Source organism: Ralstonia sp. 25mfcol4.1, from assembly GCF_900104095.1.
Classification (GTDB): Bacteria; Pseudomonadota; Gammaproteobacteria; order Burkholderiales; family Burkholderiaceae; genus Cupriavidus.
This window is the reverse complement of sequence record NZ_FNJO01000002.1, coordinates 160,633-179,066: the sequence shown is the minus strand read 5'-3', so window position 1 is coordinate 179,066 and position 18,434 is coordinate 160,633. Positions and strand designations below refer to the sequence as shown.

The window sequence follows — 18,434 nt, the reverse complement described above, 5'->3', positions numbered from 1 at the left end:
CATGCGTATCCGACCTGAGACCGACGGCAACGGCCTGTTCTATGTGATGGGCCCGTCCGGCAGCGGCAAGGACTCGCTGCTGCGCGCCCTGCGCGAACGGCTGAAGCCGGCCGACCCGGTGGTCATCGCCCACCGCTATATCACGCGCGCCGCCGATGCCAACGAGGCCTCGGTGGCGCTGACCACCGATGAGTTCACGCGCCGCGTCGATCTGGGCTGCCTGGCCATGCACTGGCAGAGCCACGGCCTGCATTACGGCATCGGCGTGGAGATCGAGCAGTGGCTGGCGCAGGGCCTGAAGGTCATCGTCAACGGATCGCGCGAATACCTGGCCGATGCGGCGGCGCGCTATCCGAAGCTCTGTGCCGTGCATGTGCGCGTGAAGCCCGAGGTGCTGGCGGTGCGCCTGCGCAATCGTGGCCGCGAAACCGAGGCGGCGATCGCCAGGCGGCTGGCACGCGCGACGCAGCCCTTCGATGTGCCGGCCGGCTGCCGGCTGGTCGAGATCGACAACAGCGGTGAACTGAAGGATTCGGCTGACGCGTTCGCCAGCCTGATCGCTGGGTGACCGGCGGGCGCCTCGCCCCCGTGAAGCGCCAGGCGCCAGCCACCGCGCGCATCACGCGTGGCGCAGGCAGCGCGCCGCCATGTCCAGATAGTGCGACAGCGGCGGCGTAGCCAGGTCGATCACCTTGGCCAGATCGTCATAGCGGCGCAGGCGCACCGCCTCCAGTGCATGGGGTTTGGCGGCAAACGCTTCGGCCTGGCCGTTGTCGTACACGCCGCCCTGCAGCTGCAGGCTGTGGACCGAGGTGGGCGACAGCGTATCGAAGTAGCCCGGGTCGATGGCGCAGAGGTAGCGTTTGGCGGCCACGTGCAGGCGGATCGGCTCGGTCACAGCGGCGTCGAAAAGGCTGGCCAGCGCATCGGCGGCGGCCTCCTCATGGCGCATGTCTGTCGTGCTGCTTTCGGCCAGCATCAGATGGCCCACGTCGTGCAGCAGGGCAGCGACGATCAGTGCTTCATCCTCGCCGGCCCGCTCGGCCAGTTGCGCGCACTGCAGCGCATGAGCCGTCTGGCTGATCGCCTCGCCACCGTAGTAGGCCGTGCCGTGGTGCGCGAACAGCGCGGCGATGCGCGGCAACGTCAGGGCGGCGGCGGAAGTCGGGGACGTCATACCAGCACCTTGCGGATCTGGGCCGACATCATGTCGATGGCCACCACGAACAGGATGATGATGATCATCACCGCGCAGGTCTGGGCGTACTGGAAGCTGCGGATGATCTCCCACAGCACGGTGCCGATGCCACCGGCACCGACGATGCCCACCACCGACGCCGAGCGCACGTTCGATTCGAAGCGATACAGCGCGAACGACAGCCACAGCGGCAGTACCTGCGGGATCACGCCGTAGACGATTTCCTCGATCGGGCCGGCGCCGGTGGCGCGCACGCCTTCCACGGGGCGCGGGTCGATCGCCTCGACCGCTTCGGCAAACAGCTTCGCCAGCACGCCCATGGTGTGGATCCAGATGGCCAGCACGCCGGCGAACGGACCCAGGCCCACGGCGACGATGAACAGCATCGCGAACACCATTTCATTGATGGCGCGGCAGGCATCCATGATGCGGCGGGCCGGCTGGTACACCCACACCGGCACGATATTGGCCGAGCACAGCAGCCCCAGCGGCACGGCCATCAGCACGGCCAGTGCGGTGCCCCACAGCGCGATCTGTACCGTCACCAGCATCTCGTCGAGATAGTTCTGCCAGTCGCGGAAGTTGGGCGGGAAGAAGTCGGCGGCAAACTTCGCCATGTTGCCGGCATCGCGCAGCAGGTCCAGCGGGCGCATGTCGGCGCCTTGCCACGACATGGCGAGCAGGGCCAGGAGTACCGCCCAGATCATCATCACGGACAGGGACGTGCGCGGCGGCCGGACGGTACTTTGGGGCAGGCCAGGCTTGGCGGTGGCGGTCATGGGGCAATCCGGTATGGGAGGCTTGAAACGGGAAAGACCGGCAACGCCCTATCGGACATCGCCGGTCTCCGGTACGGCTTACTGCTGCGTGGTGGCGGCGGCGGCCTTGTCGAGATCGGCCAGGCGACGCGTCACGTCGGCCAGCTTCTTTTCCTTGTCGGCGGCGGCCAGCGTGGTATCGGTCTCGATCTTGGCCTTTTCCTTGGCCAGCTCGATCTGGCGGATCGGCACCAGCTGGGCATCGCTCGACGGGCGGAAGCCCTGGTACGTCAGCGCGGCCAGCGTCTCCTTTTCGCGCGCGGCGTTGGCGCCCTTGCCGTAGTTGACGAAGAAGGTCTGGATCTTCTTCTTCATCTCGGGCGACAGGTCCTTGCGGTAGACCAGCGGATCGGCCGGGATCAGCGGCGACTTCCACAGCACGCGCACCTCGTCATAGGCGTTCTTGCCCGTATTGATGCGATAGCGTTCGAAGTTCTCGGTGTTGTTCACGGCCACATCCACCTGCTTGTTCAGCACCGACAGCAGGTTGGTTTCGTGGTTGCTGATGCGCACGGCCTTGAACAGCGCCTTCGGCTCCACCTTGTTGGCGGCCCACAGGTAGTAACCCGGCACGGCCGTGCCCGACGTCGAATTCGGGTCGCCGGCACCGTACGACAGATCGCGGCCGCGCTTGATCACGTCCTCGACCGACTTCAGGTCGCTGTCCTTGCGCACGATCAGCAGCGACCAGTAACCCGGGTTGCCGTCCTTGTCGATCACCGACGCGAACACTTCGCCATTGGCGCGGTCCACGGCTTCCATGGCCGACTTGTTGCCGAACCAGGCGATCTGCACCTTGTTGAAACGCATGCCTTCGATGATGCCTGCGTAGTCCGAGGCGAAGAACGGCTTGACCTGCACGCCCAGCGTCTTGCTCAGGTCGTCGATGACCGGCTGCCAGGCATTCTTCAGGTTCGACGACGACTCAGTCGAGATGAAGCCGATGTTCAGGGTCTTGGCATCCTGGGCGAAGGCCGGCAGCGCCACGACACCCGAGGCCACCACGGCGAGGAAAGTTCTGCGAAGCATCGAAAACTCCGTTTGGAAAGACTGATGGGAAACGCGGTCTGGGTAATTCGTAAAAATACGATCAGGCGGTGGCCAGCTCCATCCTGACCATGGCCGGGACGGGCAGGCCTTCGGCCGGCGCCGGCTCGTCGGCCACGCTGTCGTGCAGCAGCTCGTCGGCCTCGGTGCCGTACAGGTCGCGCAGCATCTTCGGCGTCAGCGCGGCCGACGGGCCGTCGTAGACCACCTTGCCGTTGCGCAGGGCCACCACGCGCGGGCAGTAGCGCATGGCCACGTCGACCTGGTGCAGCGACACCACCACGGCCACCTTGCGGGTGCGATTGATCTGGGCCAGCAGCGACATCACGCGACGCGACGACTCGGGGTCCAGCGACGCGATCGGCTCGTCGGCCAGGATCACGCGTGCGTTCTGCACCAGCGTGCGGGCGATGGCGGCGCGCTGCTGCTGTCCGCCAGACAGCGTGGAGGCGCGCTGAAACGCATAGTCGTCTATACCAACCTGGGCCAATGCATCCAGGCCGGTCTGAACTTCCTCCGCCTTGAAATAGCGGATCAGGCTGCGCCACTTGGGCACGCGCGTCAGCAGGCCGACCAGCACGTTGGTGATCACGGGGAGGCGGCCTACCAGGTTGAACTGCTGAAACACGAATCCAATCTCTGCGCGCACCTTCCGGACATCGCGCGCCAGACGACCGTTGCGCTGCACCGTCCGGCCGTTGACGAGAATCTCGCCCGAACCGGTGTCGCCAGCCACAAAGCCGGCCACGTGGCGCAGCAGCGTCGACTTGCCCGAGCCCGAGGCGCCCAGCAGGGCAACCATCTCGCCGGGGGCGACGTGCAGCGTGACGTCGTCAAGCGCCTTGCGGTCCGCGCGGAACGATTTGCTCAGGCCGCGGACTTCGATTGCATGCGTCATGTCGACTCCCTTGCTTGAATGACTTGCGCATTCTGGCGAGGGCGGATGACAGAACGATGACGTCAGGCAGAGGTTTTTCGATGCGAGGGAGGCGAGTGCGCGATGGGACGCAGGGCAGGGCGGGAGGCGGGAAGGCCGTCGAGGCGGGGCGCAGGCGGCCCCTGAAACACGATTCCAGGCCCGGAATGCTGCCCCGGCTCCGTGCCGGAGCCGGGACCAGGCCTTACATCAGGATGATGTCGTACTGTTCCTGGTGGAACGTCGATTCCACCTGCAGCGAAATCGGCTTGCCGATGAAGTCGCCCAGCATGGCCATGTGCTGGCTTTCCTCTTCGAGGAACAGGTCGATCACTTCCTGCGAGGCCAGGATGCGGAATTCGCGCGGATTGAACTGGCGCGATTCGCGCATGATCTCGCGCAGCACGTCGTAGCAGACCGTGCGCGCGGTCTTGACCTGGCCCTTGCCGGTGCAGACCGGGCATTGCTCGCACAGCACGTGCGCCAGCGATTCGCGCGTGCGCTTGCGCGTCATCTCCACCAGGCCCAGCTGCGAGAACCCGTTCACGGTGATGCGCGTGCGGTCGCGCGACAGCGCGCGCTTGAGCTCCGAGAGCACCGCGTCGCGATGCTCCACATTCTCCATGTCGATGAAGTCGATGATGATGATGCCGCCCAGGTTGCGCAGGCGCAGCTGGCGGGCGATCGTGTGCGCGGCTTCGAGGTTGGTCTTGAAGATCGTGTCGTCGAAGTTGCGCGCGCCGACGTAGCCGCCGGTATTGACGTCGATCGTCGTCATCGCCTCGGTCTGGTCGATCATCAGGTAGCCACCGGACTTCAGGTCCACCCGGCGCGACAGCGCCTTCTCGATCTCGGCATCGATATTGAACAGGTCGAAGATCGGGCGCTCGCCGGTGTAGTGCGACAGGCGCGACAGCACTGCGGGGGTGTACTCCTGGGCAAACTCGACGAGCTTCACGAAATTCTCGCGCGAATCCACCTGGATCACCCCCGTGGCGTCGTTGATGAAGTCGCGCAGCACGCGCTGGGCCAGGTTCAGGTCCTGGTACAGCAGGCTCGGCGCCGGCTGCGTGGTGGCGTTCAGCCGGATAGACGCCCAGATCTTGCGCAGGTAGGCGATGTCGTTGCTCAGTTCCTCGTCGCTCGCTTCCTCGGCGATGGTGCGCACGATGAAACCGCCGCGCTCGTCGGCTGGCACCAGACCCTGTACGCGCGAGCGCAGCGCCTCGCGGTCGATTTCGCCTTCGATGCGCTGCGAGATGCCGATATGTGGATCCTGCGGCAGGTACACCAGCGTGCGGCCCGCGATGCTGACCTGCGTGGACAGCCGCGCGCCCTTGGTGCCGATCGGGTCCTTGATCACCTGCACCATCAGCGCCTGGCCCTCGAACAGGGTCTTCTCGATGGCCATGTGGCCGTTCTTCTCGCCGTCGCGCGGATGCCAGATGTCGGCCACGTGCAGGAACGCCGCGCGCTCCAGGCCCACGTCGATGAATGCCGACTGCATGCCCGGCAGCACGCGCACGACCTTGCCCAGATAGATGTTGCCCACCAGCCCGCGCGTGAGCGTGCGTTCGACGTGCAGTTCCTGCACGGCCGCCTGCTGCACGATGGCCACACGGGTCTCTTGCGGCGTGATATTGACGAGGATGTCTTCGGTCATAGCCATGGATGCCGTCGCCGGTCTGCCGGCGCTTGTTGTTGTCGCCCGGGGAGACCGGGCATCTGACCCCTGCATGCCCTGACCGGATGCGGCGGAGGGGGCGGGGTCAGAAGCGCAGACCCGCCTCGCGCAGCAGCGCCGCCGTCTCGAACAAGGGCAGTCCCATGATACCCGAATAGCTCCCGTCGATACGCTCGACGAACTCGGCCGCGCGCCCCTGGATGCCATAGGCCCCGGCCTTGCCGAGCGGCTCGCCGCTGGCCACGTAGCGATCGATCTCGGCGGCGCCCATGGCGCGGAATGTGACGTGCGAGATCGACAGCGCATGGCGTTGGCCCAGCGCCGAGACCACCGTGACTGCCGTCAGCACGCGGTGCGTGGTGCCGGACAGCGTGGCCAGCATGCCTGCGGCATCCGCGGCGTCAGCCGGCTTGCCGAGGATGTCGCCACCGCGGCAGACGGTGGTATCGGAGGTCAGGATCGGCGCATCGGGCAGGCCGCGCCGTATGCGGCGCTGCAGTGCGGCATCGGCCTTGAGCGCGCAGACACGCTGCACGTAGGCATCGGGCGATTCACCGGGCAGCACGGCTTCGAGCGCCTCGGCGTCTTCGCCGGCATCGGCCAGCAGCAGTTCGTACTGGACGCCAAGCTGGGTCAGCAGCTCGCGGCGGCGGGGGGACTGGGAGGCGAGGTAGAGGATGGCGGTCACGAGATCGACGTGCAAATTCGGGTGGCGCCGATTGTACTCGTGAGCAGTGATGGACGAATCGATGCTGCCTTTCCCGTCTTGCGGCAGAGGCGGGAGCACCTTCGTAACGGCTCAGGCGCGATGGTAGGGGTGGTTCTGCGTGACCGACCAGGCGCGATACAGCTGTTCGGCCAGCAGCACGCGCACCATGCCGTGCGGCAGGGTCAGGCTGGACAGGCGCACCAGCGTCTGGGCACGCGCCTTGAGCGCCGGGTCGAGTCCGTCGGCACCGCCGATCAGGAAGGCGACGTCGCCGCCTTCGCGCTGCCAGCCGGTCAGCTGGTCGGCCAGCTGCACGGTGGTCCAGTCCTTGCCGCGCTCATCGAGCGCGACAATGCGCAACTGCTTCGACAGCGAACCCAGCACGGCCTCGATGCGCGCCGCTTCGCGCTGCATCACCGTGGCGGCGTTGTTGCTGGACGACCGCGCTTCGGGCTTGACCTCGCGAAGCTCGATGCGCAGCTCGGGCGGCATCCGCTTGGTGTACTCCGCAAAACCGGATTCGATCCACGCGGGCATCTTGTGGCCAACGGCCACGATCACGAGTTGCATGTGGGATGCCCGCTGTAAATACCTTCAGTACGGCCGGCCGCCTGCGCTCAGGCCGAACGCGTGGCGCGCTTGCGCGGCGCGGCGGTCTTCGCGGCTGCGGTCTTGCTGGCGGCCGTCTTGCGTGCCGGTGCCTTGGTGGCGGTGCCGGCGGCCGTCTTGCGTGCCGGGGCCTTGGTGGCGGTGCCAGCGGCCGTCTTGCGCGCCGGGGTCTTCGCGGCCGTGCCGGACGACGTCTTGCGGGCCGTGGTGGTCTTGCGCGCCGGGGCCTTGGCCGCCGTGCCAGTGCTGCTGGTCTTGCGGACCGGCTTGCGGATCGTGGCGATGGCGTCCGGATCGGTGTCCTCGTGGCCCATCGGCGGCGACGGCTCCTTCATGCCTTCGGGCAGGCGGGCCAGTGCCGGGCGCAGGTTCGACGCACGGCGCACGCGCGGTGCCGGTTCGGCATCCTCGTCGTCCATCGGCTCGCTGGCCTTGGCCAGGCCCTTGGTAGCGGCCAGCTTTACGCGGACCGGCTTGTCGCCCCAGATTTCCTCGAGGTTGTAGTACTGGCGCAGTTGCGGCTGCAGGATGTGCACCACGGCGTCGCCGCAGTCCACCAGCACCCATTCGCCAGTCTCCAGGCCTTCCACGGCCACGATATGGCCGCCGGCGTCCTTGACCGTTTCCCGTACCGATGCCGCCAGGGCCTTGGTCTGGCGGTTCGAATTGCCGCTGGCGATCACCACCCGGTCGAACAGCTCGGTCAGGTGAGTGGTGTCGAACACCTTGATGTCCTGCGCCTTCACATCCTCGAGCCCGTCGACGATCGCGCGCTGCAGTTTACGAATATCCATGGTGTCTTTCTTGTTCAGCTTCATTCGGGTAGGGGCGCGTCGGGCGAGGGGTGTCGGTACAACCCGTGACGCGCGATGTAGTGTGCCACGCCGGCTGGCAGTCGGTCATCCGTCTGGTCCGGCAACAGGCCTTCGGCCAGGTGCTCGCGCAGGCCGGTGGACGACAGGTCGACGGCCAGCGTCTGGTCGATCCACATATGTCCGGAGGGCGAGCATTGTATCAGGTGCGTGTCCGCCAGGCGTTCCTGCAGCGCGGCAAGCACCGGCCCGCCCAGTTCTTCCAGGTGAAAGCCCGGCCGCGTGGCGATGCACAGGTGCACCTGTTCGAACAGCGCCTCCCAGCCATGCCAGGTGTGCAGCCGCAGCAACTGGTCGGCGCCCATCAGCCACGCCATCGACGTATGCGGGCCGTAGGCGTCGCGCAGGTGGCGCACGGTGTCGATCGTGTAGCTCGGGCCGTCGCGGTCCACTTCCATGCGGCTTACACGTACCTTGGCGCGGCCCGGCACCAGCGATGCAGCGGCCAGTTCGGTCATCGCGAAGCGGTCGGCGGCCGGGGTCACGTTGTCCCCCTTCTGCCACGAATGGCCGGTCGGGATCCAGACCAGTTCGTCCAGGTCCAGGTGGTCGATGCACAGTTGTGCCAGCGCGACGTGGCCGCGGTGCGGCGGGTCGAAGGTGCCGCCGAGGATACCCAGGCGGTAGGGGCGCTGCGGGTCGTCGATGCGGGCGGAGGCTTGGGGGGCTTCGGTCATCAGGATCAGGCCCACGCGCGCGCCGGCAGGAAATCGGTATAGAGCGCCGCTTCCGGCGTGCCAGGCTCGGGCTGCCAGTCGTAGCGCCAGGTCACTTGCGGGGGCATCGACATCAGGATCGACTCCGCGCGGCCGCCCGACTGCAGGCCGAACAGCGTGCCGCGGTCGAATACCAGGTTGAATTCGACGTAGCGCCCGCGACGATAGGCCTGGAAGTCGCGCTCGCGTTCGCCATAGGGCGTGTCCTTGCGCGCGCGCAGGATCGGCAGGTAGGCGTCCAGGAAGGCATCGCCCACGGAGCGCATCATCGCAAAGCTCTGGTCGAAGCCCGGCGCGGAGAAATCGTCAAAGAAGATGCCGCCGATGCCGCGCGCCTCGCCGCGATGCCTGAGGAAGAAATACTCGTCGCACCACTGCTTGAAGCGCGGGTACAGGTCGTCGCCAAACGGTGCCAGCGACGCCTTGCAGGTACGGTGGAAGTGCGCGCAGTCGTCGGCGACGCCGTAGTAGGGCGTCAGGTCCATGCCGCCGCCAAACCACCAGACCGGCTCGGCATCGGGCTTCACGGCGATGAAGCAACGCACGTTCATATGCACGGTGGGCACATGCGGGTTGCGCGGATGGAATACCAGCGACACCCCCATGGCCTCGAAGCTGCGCCCGGCCAGTTCTGGCCGGTTGGCGCTGGCCGATGGCGGCAGCGTGTCGCCGCGCACGTGCGAGAAGCCCACGCCGGCCCGTTCCATGACCGCACCGCCCTCCAGGATGCGCGTGCGGCCGCTGCCGCGCAGGCGTTCGGTGGGTGGCTTCTCCCAGCTGTCGGTCAGGAACGCCTGGCCGTCGATGGCGGCAACGGCGTCGGTGATGCGGTCTTGCAGGCCGAGCAGATAGTCACGGACTGCCTGGGAATCGATCATGATGGGCGGGTGAGGGTGGCCGGTGGCAAAGACGGCCGGGCGGGGCCGGCCGTCATCGCGGTGTCACGATTGTACCGGCTGGATTCGCCCCACGGCGAGCGGGGCGAATCCGGGCAAAACCGGTCTGACGGCGGCCGCGGGGCGGTCAGCGCTTGATGGCGCGGTAGCCGATGTCGGTCCGGAACTGCATGCCGTCGAAGTGGATCTGCTCCACCGCGGCGTAGGCGTTCTTCTGCGCGGCCCTGACCGTGTCGGCCAGGCCTACCACGCACAGCACGCGGCCGCCGGACGTACGCAGCGTGCCGTCCTGCAGCGTGGTGCCCGCGTGGAACGTCACGGCGTCGTCGGTTTCGGCGGGGATGCCGGTGATGACGTCACCCTTGCGGGGGTTCTCCGGATAGTCGTAGGCGGCCATGACTACGCCCAGCGCGGTGCGGCGGTCCCAGTCCAGCTCGATCTGGTCCAGCTTGCCATCCACGGCGGCTTCCATCACGTCGACCAGGTCGGTCTTCAGGCGCGCCATGATCGGCTGCGTTTCCGGATCGCCCATGCGGCAGTTGAATTCCAGCGTCTTCGGATTGCCGTCCTTGTCGATCATCAGACCGGCGTAGAGGAAGCCGGTGAACGGAATGCCGTCCTTTTCCATGCCGCGCACGGTCGGCAGGATGATCTCGCGCAGCGCGCGGGCGTGCAGGGCCGGCGTCACCACCGGGGCCGGCGAATAGGCGCCCATGCCGCCCGTGTTGGGGCCGGCGTCGGCGTCCAGCAGGCGCTTGTGGTCCTGGCTGGTGGCCAGGGCCAGCACGTTCTTGCCGTCCACCATGACGATGAAGCTGGCTTCCTCGCCTTCCAGGAATTCCTCGATCACCACGCGGGCGCCGGCATCGCCCAGCTTGTTGTCGGCCAGCATCATGTCCACGGCGCCGTGCGCTTCTTCCAGCGTCATCGCCACCACCACGCCCTTGCCCGCGGCCAGGCCATCGGCCTTGATCACGATCGGCGCGCCCTGCGCGTCGATATAGGCGTGGGCGCCGGCGGCGTCCGAGAACGTCTTGTAGAAGGCGGTCGGGATGCCGTGGCGATGCATGAACGCCTTGGCGAAGTCCTTCGACGATTCCAGCTGCGCGGCAGCCTTGGTCGGCCCGAAGATGCGCAGGCCGCGGGCGCGGAACACATCGACGATACCGGCGGCCAGCGGGGCCTCGGGGCCCACCACGGTGAAGGCCACGCCTTCACGCTCCACAAAGGCGGCCAGCACTTCGGGATCGGTCAGCGGCACGTTCTGCAGGCGCTTGTCGAGCGCCGTGCCGCCGTTGCCCGGCGCCACGTAGACGACCTGCACCTTGGGCGACTGGGCCAATTTCCAGGCCAGTGCGTGCTCACGCCCACCGGAACCGACAACCAAAACTTTCATGATCCACTGCCAGAAAAGAAACGCATGCGAAAAGCGGCAGCTGGACTGGGATCCGGGCTGCCGCCGTGGGGCGCGGCGCGAGGACTTATTCCTCGATCACCGCGTTGGTGAAGACTTCCTGTACGTCGTCCAGGTTTTCCAGCGCGTCCAGCAGCTTCTGCATCTTGACGGCGTCGTCGCCGGTAAAGCTGACCTCGTTCTGCGGCTTCATCACCACGTCGGCCAGTTCGGCCTTGAAGCCGGCCGCTTCCAGGGCCGCCTTGACCGCGCCGAAATCGTTGGGCGGGCAGGTGACTTCGATCGAGCCGTCGTCGTTGGTCACCACGTCGTCGGCGCCGGCCTCGAGCGCGGCGTCCATCAGCTTGTCCTCGGGCGTTTCCGGCGCGAACAGGAACTGGCCGCAGTGCGTGAACATGAACGCCACCGAACCCTCGGTGCCCATGTTGCCGCCGTGCTTCGAGAACGCGTGGCGCACTTCGGCCACGGTACGGGTGCGGTTGTCGGTCAGGCAGTCGACGATGATCGCGGCGCCGGCAAGGCCGTAGCCCTCGTAGCGGATTTCTTCGTAGTTGGCGCCTTCCAGGCCGCCCACGCCACGCTGGATCGCCCGCTGGATGTTGTCCTTGGGCATGTTGGCGTCCATGGCCTTTTCCATGGCCAGGCGCAGGCGCGGGTTCGAATCGATGTCGCCGCCGCCGAGCTTGGCGGCCACGGTGATTTCCTTGATCAGGCGTGTCCAGATCTTGCCGCGCTTGGCGTCAGCGGCAGCTTTCTTGTGTTTGATGTTGGCCCATTTGGAATGACCGGCCATGTTTCTCTCCGAAGCGGAAAACGTGTCGTGTGGTGTGGGAACCCGGCGGCATTGCGCCGGCGGGGCCGGAGCCGGACGGGTCTCTGGGACGAATCCAGCCGATCCGGCGGCCACGCCATGTGATTGATGTGCCAATCTGCTGGCTATAATCAGCGCAGGATTTTATCACGCGCCCCTGCCGCCCCGCAGTGCCATGTATGGGTTGTTTGCCCCGCCCCGACCCGTTTCATATCCGTTTCGCACCTGTTTCCTGCCCTGACCGCCGACCGACGAGACCCCGCCATGGCCGATCCCATCCTCATCGCCAAGAACGCCGACCACGAACTGGTGCTGCTGCCCGAGATGGGCAACCGGCACGGCCTGATCACCGGCGCCACCGGCACCGGCAAGACCGTCACGCTGCAGACCCTTGCGCAGGGCTTCTCCCGGCTGGGCGTGCCGGTGTTCATGGCCGACGTCAAAGGTGACCTGACCGGCATTTCCCAGCCGGGCCAGCCATCGGACAAGCTCAAGGCCCGCCTGGCGGAACACGGCCTGCCCGAGCCGGCATGGGGCGGCTGCCCGACCACGCTGTGGGACGTCTTCGGCGAAAAGGGCCATCCGGTGCGCGCGACGGTGTCGCACATGGGCCCACTGCTGCTGTCGCGCATGCTGGAACTGAACGACACCCAGCAGGGCGTGCTGAACCTGGTGTTCCGCATCGCCGATGCCGGCGGCCTGCTGCTGCTCGATGCCAAGGATCTGCGCGCGATGCTGCAGCATGTGGGCGACAACGCGAGCCAGTTCACCACCGAGTACGGCAATATCTCGTCGGCGTCGATCGGCGCCATCCAGCGCGGCCTGGTGGCGCTGGAATCGCAGGGCGCCGACAAATTCTTCGGCGAGCCGATGCTGAACCTGGACGACTTCATCCAGACCGAGAAGGGCCAGGGGGTGGTCAATATCCTGGCGGCCGACAAGCTGATGAACGCGCCGCGCCTCTATGCCACCTTCCTGCTCTGGATGCTATCGGAATTGTTCGAAAAGCTGCCCGAGGCCGGCGATCTCGACAAGCCCAAGCTCGTGTTCTTCTTCGACGAGGCGCACCTGCTGTTCAACGACGCGCCCAAGGCGCTGCTCGACAAGATCGAGCAGGTGGTGCGGCTGGTGCGGTCCAAGGGCGTGGGCGTGTATTTCGTGACGCAGAACCCCGTGGATATCCCCGACACCGTGCTCGGCCAGCTGGGCAACCGCGTGCAGCACGCGCTGCGTGCCTTCACGCCGCGCGACCAGAAGGCCGTCAAGGTGGCGGCCACGACCATGCGGGCCAATCCCGGGCTGGATCTGGAGCAGGTGATCGGCGAACTGGGTGTGGGCGAGGCGCTGGTGTCGTGTCTCGATGCCAAGGGCACGCCGGGCGTGACCGAACGCGCCTGGGTGTTGGCGCCGGGCAGCCGGATCGGTCCGATCAACGAGGACGAACGCAAGGCGCTGATCGCCAGTTCGCTGGTGGCCGGCACGTACGAGCAGACCATCGACCGCGAATCGGCCTACGAAAAATTGCGTGCCGCCGTGGCGCCGGCACCCAACGGCGGGCCGGCCGATGCGAAGGTTCCCACGAAGCCTGGCGCCCAGCCGGGCGGCGCCCCGGCACAGGAAGAGGGCGGCTGGGTCGGCGAAGTCTGGGGCTCGCTCACGCGCGGCACGGGCAAGACCGGGCGTGGCGATTCGATCCTGGAATCGGTGGCCAAGTCGGCGGCGCGCACGGTGGGGTCACAGGTCGGGCGCGAACTGATTCGCGGTGTGTTGGGCAGCCTGCTGGGCGGCGGCAAGAAAAAGTAGTCATCCGTCCAGGGCCACCATGTGGAAACGCCCGCATTGCGCGGGCGTTTTTTATTGCGGTCGACCGGATGATTCCGAGCCGCGCCTGGCGGCTTCCGCATCCTCGCGCGCCTTGCGGGCGAACAGGCAGGCGTAGAAGGCCGCCATGCCGATGATGAATGCGATGACGGCGAGGCTGGCCAGGCCGGTCGCCGTCGAGGTCAGGATCTTCAGTGCTTCCATGGGGTGGCTCCTTGCTTGAATATGCCGTAGACGGCATTCCAGTCTGGATCACCCCGCCCCCATCAATATTGAGGCGCATCAAACGCGGCCGGCTCAGTCGACGCCTGTCGGCGTCGATGGGGCATCAGTTCTTGGTGCCGAACAGGCGGTCGCCCGCATCGCCCAGGCCCGGCACGATGTAGGCGTGCTCGTCCAGATGGCTGTCCAGCGAGGCCACGAACAGCTTCACGCCCGGATGCGCCTTTTGAAACACTTCGACACCTTCCGGCGCGGCCACCAGCGCCACGAACGTGATGGCCTCGTCGGGTACGCCTCGGCGCTTGAGCACGTCCACCGCATGCGCGGCCGAATAGCCGGTGGCCACCATCGGATCGCACAGGATGAACGAGCGGTCTTCCAGGTCCGGCAGGCGCACCAGGTATTCCACCGGGCGGTGTTGTTCGTCGCGGTACACGCCGATATGGCCGATACGCGCCGACGGAATCAGCTCCACCAGGCCATCGCTCATGCCCACGCCGGCGCGCAGCACCGGCACGATCGTCAGCTTCTTGCCGGCGATGACGGGCGCGTCCACTGCCACCAGCGGGGTGTCGATGCGGCGCGTGGTCAGCGGCAGGTTGCGCGTGATCTCGTAGCCCATCAGCAGCGTGATCTCGCGCAGCAGCTCGCGGAACGTGCGCGTCGACGTTTCCTTGTCGCGCATGTGCGACAGCTTGTGCTGGATCAGCGGGTGATCGAGGATGAAGAGGTTGGGAAAGCGGGGATCCTGTTTCATGGCGGGCTCGGCAGATACGGTAGGGGCCCTCCCTGAGGCGAGAGGGCCCGATGCAGCGCGATTGTAATGGATGCGCGCCGGGCCGAGCGAGGCGGGCAGGCGGTCAGTCCACCGTGATGGCGGCCGATTTTGCGACCTTTCCGAACCGCTCGTACTCGCTTTGCGTCAGCGTCTGCAGCTCGGCGGCGCTGGATCCCTTCGGATTGAAACCGGCCTGGGCCAGCTTGTCGCGCACGTCGGGGCGGGCCAGGGCCTCGACGAAGGCCGCGTTCAGGGCCTGGGTCACCGGCGCGGGCAGGTTGGCCGGCCCGTACACGCCAAACCACGGTTCCACGGCATAGCCGGGCAGGCCGGCTTCGGCCAGCGTGGGCACGTTGGGCAGCGACGGCGAGCGCGTCTTGCCCGCCACGGCCAGCGCGCGCAGCTTGCCGGCCTGGATATGCGGCAGCGACGCGGGCAGGTTGTCGAACATCACCTGGATATGACCGCCCAGCATGTCGTTGATGGCCGGGCTGCTGCCCTTGTAAGGCACATGGACCAGCCCGGTCTGCGTCATCTGCGAGAACATCGCGCCGGCCAGGTGCATCGACGTGCCGGTGCCGGCCGTGGCATAGGTCAGCCCCGGATGCGCCTTGGCATAGGCGATCAGTTCCGGCACCGTCTTCACGGGCAGGTCGTTGTTCACTTCCAGCACGATGGTCGAGGTGCCCAGCAGGCTGATGGCCGTGAAATCGCGGCGCGGATCGAACGGTACGTGCTTGTAGATGTGCGGATTCAGCGCGTTGGTCGAAATGGCGCCGAAGCCGATCGTGTAGCCATCGGCAGGCGCCTTGGCCACGGCTTCCATGCCGATGTTGCCGCCGGCGCCGGGCCGGTTCTCGATCACCACGGGTTGCCCCAGCTTCTCGGCCACGCGCTGGCCGACGGTACGTGCCACCAGGTCGGTGGTGCCGCCCGCCGCGTAGGGCACGACGAAGCGGATGGGTTTGCTCGGGAAGGCGTCGGCGGCCAGGACACCGCCGGCGCCGGCCAGCATCGACAGGGCGGATGCGGCCAGCGCGGTACGGACGGTGGCGGACAGGAAAACGCGACGGCGCGCGGCAAGGCGATGGAGCGGCATGGCTCGGGAGTCTCCGGAATGTTGTTATGTGGCCAGGTTACGCACCATGACGGTGCGTGGCCCGGCGCGGCCCATTGTATGGGAAAGCAGGCATTGCCGCAGGATGCCCCGGCGCGCCGGGCCGGCACCCGAAGCACTGGCGCCTTTTGACATACAATCGGCGGGTTCCGCCGTGCCGCCTGCGCTGAGCGTGGGTGCGGCCCGGCGTCAAGATTCCCGCGTCCCCGTGCCCGCTTCCCAGAAGTCCCTCTCCCCGTCCGCCGAAGTGCCTGTCGCACAGCGCGTCGGACTTGCCACCGCGGCCGTCGGCGCCGTGCTGTTTTCCGCCAAGGCCATCGTGGCCAAGCTCATGTACCGCTACAGCGTGGATGCCGTGATGGTCATCACGCTGCGCATGCTGTTTGCGGTGCCGCTGTTCATGGCCATCGGCTGGTGGCAGGCACGCAAGCTGCCGGCGCTGTCATGGGCCGATCGCGGCCGGGTGGTGTTCCTCGGGTTCATCGGCTATTACCTGTCGAGCTTCCTGGATTTCCTGGGCCTGCAGTACATCACGGCCGGGCTGGAGCGGCTGATCCTGTTCCTGACGCCGTCGTTCGTGCTGCTGGTCACGGCGCCGGTGTTCCGTCGGCACATCCATGCGCGACAGTGGATCTCGCTGCTGCTGGCCTATGCCGGGATCGTGCTCGTCTTCGCGCACGATCTCGACGTGAGCGGCGGCCAGGTCTGGCTGGGCGGCGCGCTGGTGCTGGCCAGCGCGATGTCGTATGGTGTTTATCTGATTCTGAGCGGCGAGCTGGTCAAGCGCGTGGGGTCGCTGCGGCTGGTGGCGTATGCGATGTGCGTCTCCACGCTGTGCTGCGTGATCCAGTACGTGGCGCTGGGACGGCCGCTGGCCGAACTGGCGCAGCCGGCGCCCCTGCTGTGGCTGTCGGTCATCAACGCGGTATTTTGTACCGTGCTGCCTGTGTCGCTGACGATGATCGCCGTGGCACGCATCGGGGCGCCGCTGGCATCGCAGGCCGGCATGATCGGCCCCGTGTCCACGCTGGCGCTGGCGTTCTGGGTGCTGGGCGAGCCGGTCACGGGCGTGCAGCTGGCGGGCAGCGCACTGGTGCTGGGCGGCATGTACCTGCTGTCGAGCCGGAAGGCCTGAAACAAGTCATTCGAAGAGAACCAACCAAGGAAGGAGAGAGAAGCCATGGATTTTGGACTGCGCGGTAAGCATGCGCTGGTGTGTGGCGCCAGCAAGGGGCTTGGGCTGGCGTGTGCCGATGCGCTCGCGGCGGAAGGTGTCGATGTGGTGATCGTGGCCCGTGGCGCCGAGGCGCTGGAAAAGGCCGCCGCCGACCTGCGCGCCCGCCATGGCCGCCGCGTGATCGCGGTGGCGACCGACATCACCACCTCGGAAGGCCGCAAGCTGGCCCTGGACGCCGTGGCCAAGCTGGGCGACCTGGACATCCTGGTGAACAACGCCGGCGGCCCGCCGCCGGGCAACTTCCGCGACTGGGGCCGCGACGAGTGGATCGCCGCGCTGGACGCCAACATGCTGACGCCGATCGAACTCATCAAGTCGACCATCGACGGCATGATCGCGCGCCGCTGGGGCCGCATCGTCAACATCACCAGCGGTGCGGTGAAGGCGCCGATCGACGTGCTGGGCCTGTCGAACGGTGCCCGTTCGGGCCTGACCGGCTTCGTGGCCGGCCTGGCGCGCGAAGTGGCGCAGCATGGCGTAACCGTGAACAACCTGCTGCCGGGGCCGTTCGACACCGACCGCCTGAAGAAGACGATGGAAGGCGGCGCCCAGAAGGCCGGCATCAGCATCGAGGAAATGGCCAAGCGTCGCGCTGCCGCCAACCCGAGCCGCCGCTTCGGCGACCCGGCCGAGTTCGGCGCCACCTGCGCGTTCCTGTGCAGCAAGCAGGCCGCCTTCATGACAGGCCAGAACGTGCTGCTGGACGGCGGCGCCTACCCGGGGACGTTCTGATGGGTACGTCGGAAATCGTGCAGGAGCCCCGGCCGCGTATCGCGCTGATCGCGCACGATCACAAGAAGGACGACATCGTGGCCTTTGCTGGCCGCCATCGCGACTTCCTGGCCCGGTGCGACCTGCTCGCCACCGGCACGACCGGCGGCCGTATCGCGGCCGAGGTCGGGCTGGATGTGACCCGCATGTTGTCCGGCCCATGGGGCGGCGATCTGCAGATCGGCGCGCAACTGGCCGAAGGCAAGGTCACGGCGGTGATCTTCCTGCGTGACCCGATGACCCCGCAGCCGCACGAACCGGACATCAACGCGCTGGTGCGTGCGTGCGACGTCCACAATGTGCCGTGCGCCACCAACCTGGCCACGGCCGAGTTGCTGGTGGTGGAACTGGCGCGGCACTGCTTCGTGCCGAAGACCTGATCCCCAGCCGGTCACGCGCCCATGAAAAAACCGCTGCTTCGGCAGCGGTTTTTCTTTGGGTGAACCGGCAGGAAGCCAGCGTCAGCGCGGCCTGACCGTGGTGGCGGTGGCGCGCATCCCGGCCTGGCGCAGGATGTGCGGCGGCAGGCGCTTCAGGATCAGATGAACGGCCAGCGGAATGATGACCACGTCGTCCACGATGCCCAGGCCGGCAATCACGTCGGGGATCAGGTCGATCGGCGAGATCGCGTAGAACAGCAGGCCGAACGCGGCCGGCTTGAGCCAGGGCGGCGCGTCGGGGTGGCGCAGGGCAAACCAGAACAGCCGGCCGTCGCGCCGTATCAGCGTCCACAGGGCTGACAGTCGCTTCCACATGATGGGCCTCCTTGGTCACACGTTCAGCAGGACATGAAACACT

At 67.0% G+C, this 18,434-nt stretch carries 21 protein-coding genes; 5 read left to right on the top strand and 16 right to left on the bottom strand.

Annotated elements, in window-relative coordinates; all coding sequences use genetic code 11:
• Nucleotide 1: 1 nt before the first annotated feature.
• Complete coding sequence (gene phnN, locus BLQ58_RS03930; protein ID WP_092594786.1) at nt 2-568, top strand: phosphonate metabolism protein/1,5-bisphosphokinase (PRPP-forming) PhnN; 567 nt, start codon at nt 2-4, stop codon at nt 566-568.
• A gap of 51 nt (nt 569-619) precedes the next feature.
• Here phnN and BLQ58_RS03925 read toward each other — a convergent pair whose 3' ends face one another.
• The 12 genes from BLQ58_RS03925 to BLQ58_RS03870 form a co-directional block, all read right to left on the bottom strand.
• The gene (locus tag BLQ58_RS03925) at nt 620-1,177 is read right to left on the bottom strand and encodes a phosphonate degradation HD-domain oxygenase (protein ID WP_092594784.1); all 558 of its coding nucleotides are present in this window, start codon (nt 1,175-1,177) and stop codon (nt 620-622) included.
• Nucleotides 1,174-1,977 (bottom strand): phosphonate ABC transporter, permease protein PhnE, encoded by an 804-nt coding sequence (phnE, locus tag BLQ58_RS03920; protein WP_092594782.1) that lies wholly within the window; start codon nt 1,975-1,977, stop codon nt 1,174-1,176. Before phnE ends, BLQ58_RS03925 begins: the two co-directional genes overlap by 4 nt.
• 78 nt (nt 1,978-2,055) lie before the next feature.
• A complete protein-coding gene (gene phnD / locus BLQ58_RS03915) occupies nt 2,056-3,045 on the bottom strand; it encodes a phosphonate ABC transporter substrate-binding protein (RefSeq protein ID WP_092594780.1) in 990 nt (329 codons plus the stop codon).
• Between the two features lie 61 nt (nt 3,046-3,106).
• Entirely contained in the window at nt 3,107-3,961 is an 855-nt protein-coding gene (gene phnC / locus BLQ58_RS03910; RefSeq protein ID WP_092594778.1) for a phosphonate ABC transporter ATP-binding protein, read from the bottom strand.
• A gap of 223 nt (nt 3,962-4,184) precedes the next feature.
• Entirely contained in the window at nt 4,185-5,642 is a 1,458-nt protein-coding gene (rng, locus tag BLQ58_RS03905) for a ribonuclease G (RefSeq protein ID WP_092594776.1), read from the bottom strand.
• 106 nt (nt 5,643-5,748) lie between these two features.
• Entirely contained in the window at nt 5,749-6,351 is a 603-nt protein-coding gene (locus BLQ58_RS03900) for a Maf family protein (RefSeq protein WP_092595503.1), read from the bottom strand.
• Nucleotides 6,352-6,462: 111 nt separating this feature from the next.
• The gene (gene rlmH, locus BLQ58_RS03895; protein WP_066739089.1) at nt 6,463-6,942 is read right to left on the bottom strand and encodes a 23S rRNA (pseudouridine(1915)-N(3))-methyltransferase RlmH; all 480 of its coding nucleotides are present in this window, start codon (nt 6,940-6,942) and stop codon (nt 6,463-6,465) included.
• Nucleotides 6,943-6,989: 47 nt separating this feature from the next.
• Nucleotides 6,990-7,775, bottom strand: a complete 786-nt coding sequence (gene rsfS / locus BLQ58_RS03890; RefSeq protein ID WP_175459831.1) for a ribosome silencing factor — start codon at nt 7,773-7,775, stop codon at nt 6,990-6,992.
• Nucleotides 7,776-7,795: 20 nt separating this feature from the next.
• The gene (locus BLQ58_RS03885) at nt 7,796-8,530 is read right to left on the bottom strand and encodes a nicotinate-nucleotide adenylyltransferase (RefSeq protein WP_092595501.1); all 735 of its coding nucleotides are present in this window, start codon (nt 8,528-8,530) and stop codon (nt 7,796-7,798) included.
• A gap of 5 nt (nt 8,531-8,535) precedes the next feature.
• Nucleotides 8,536-9,447 (bottom strand): oxygen-dependent coproporphyrinogen oxidase, encoded by a 912-nt coding sequence (gene hemF, locus BLQ58_RS03880; RefSeq protein ID WP_092594772.1) that lies wholly within the window; start codon nt 9,445-9,447, stop codon nt 8,536-8,538.
• Between the two features lie 145 nt (nt 9,448-9,592).
• Complete coding sequence (gene purD, locus BLQ58_RS03875; protein WP_092594770.1) at nt 9,593-10,861, bottom strand: phosphoribosylamine--glycine ligase; 1,269 nt, start codon at nt 10,859-10,861, stop codon at nt 9,593-9,595.
• A gap of 85 nt (nt 10,862-10,946) precedes the next feature.
• Nucleotides 10,947-11,672 (bottom strand): YebC/PmpR family DNA-binding transcriptional regulator, encoded by a 726-nt coding sequence (locus BLQ58_RS03870; RefSeq protein WP_092594768.1) that lies wholly within the window; start codon nt 11,670-11,672, stop codon nt 10,947-10,949.
• Nucleotides 11,673-11,954: 282 nt separating this feature from the next.
• Here BLQ58_RS03870 and BLQ58_RS03865 point away from each other — a divergent pair, with 282 nt between their 5' ends.
• Nucleotides 11,955-13,493 (top strand): helicase HerA-like C-terminal domain-containing protein, encoded by a 1,539-nt coding sequence (locus BLQ58_RS03865; RefSeq protein ID WP_092594766.1) that lies wholly within the window; start codon nt 11,955-11,957, stop codon nt 13,491-13,493.
• Between the two features lie 51 nt (nt 13,494-13,544).
• Here BLQ58_RS03865 and BLQ58_RS03860 read toward each other — a convergent pair whose 3' ends face one another.
• The 3 genes from BLQ58_RS03860 to BLQ58_RS03850 form a co-directional block, all read right to left on the bottom strand.
• On the bottom strand, nt 13,545-13,715 hold the full coding sequence (locus BLQ58_RS03860) for a DUF3149 domain-containing protein (protein ID WP_092594764.1): 171 nt from the start codon (nt 13,713-13,715) through the stop codon (nt 13,545-13,547).
• A 124-nt stretch (nt 13,716-13,839) separates the two neighbouring features.
• Complete coding sequence (gene upp / locus BLQ58_RS03855; RefSeq protein WP_092594762.1) at nt 13,840-14,490, bottom strand: uracil phosphoribosyltransferase; 651 nt, start codon at nt 14,488-14,490, stop codon at nt 13,840-13,842.
• A 103-nt stretch (nt 14,491-14,593) separates the two neighbouring features.
• Complete coding sequence (locus BLQ58_RS03850; RefSeq protein ID WP_092594760.1) at nt 14,594-15,610, bottom strand: Bug family tripartite tricarboxylate transporter substrate binding protein; 1,017 nt, start codon at nt 15,608-15,610, stop codon at nt 14,594-14,596.
• A gap of 265 nt (nt 15,611-15,875) precedes the next feature.
• Between BLQ58_RS03850 and BLQ58_RS03845 the strand changes: the two genes are divergently transcribed.
• Genes BLQ58_RS03845 through BLQ58_RS03835 form a run of 3 tightly spaced genes read left to right on the top strand, consistent with a single transcriptional unit; the run spans nt 15,876 to nt 18,016 of the window.
• On the top strand, nt 15,876-16,763 hold the full coding sequence (locus BLQ58_RS03845) for a DMT family transporter (RefSeq protein ID WP_092594758.1): 888 nt from the start codon (nt 15,876-15,878) through the stop codon (nt 16,761-16,763).
• Between the two features lie 45 nt (nt 16,764-16,808).
• Complete coding sequence (locus BLQ58_RS03840; RefSeq protein ID WP_092594756.1) at nt 16,809-17,597, top strand: SDR family oxidoreductase; 789 nt, start codon at nt 16,809-16,811, stop codon at nt 17,595-17,597.
• Nucleotides 17,597-18,016, top strand: a complete 420-nt coding sequence (locus tag BLQ58_RS03835) for a methylglyoxal synthase (RefSeq protein WP_092594754.1) — start codon at nt 17,597-17,599, stop codon at nt 18,014-18,016. Before BLQ58_RS03840 ends, BLQ58_RS03835 begins: the two co-directional genes overlap by 1 nt.
• An 81-nt stretch (nt 18,017-18,097) precedes the next feature.
• Here BLQ58_RS03835 and BLQ58_RS03830 read toward each other — a convergent pair whose 3' ends face one another.
• Entirely contained in the window at nt 18,098-18,391 is a 294-nt protein-coding gene (locus tag BLQ58_RS03830; RefSeq protein WP_092594751.1) for a YkvA family protein, read from the bottom strand.
• Nucleotides 18,392-18,434: the final 43 nt, after the last annotated feature.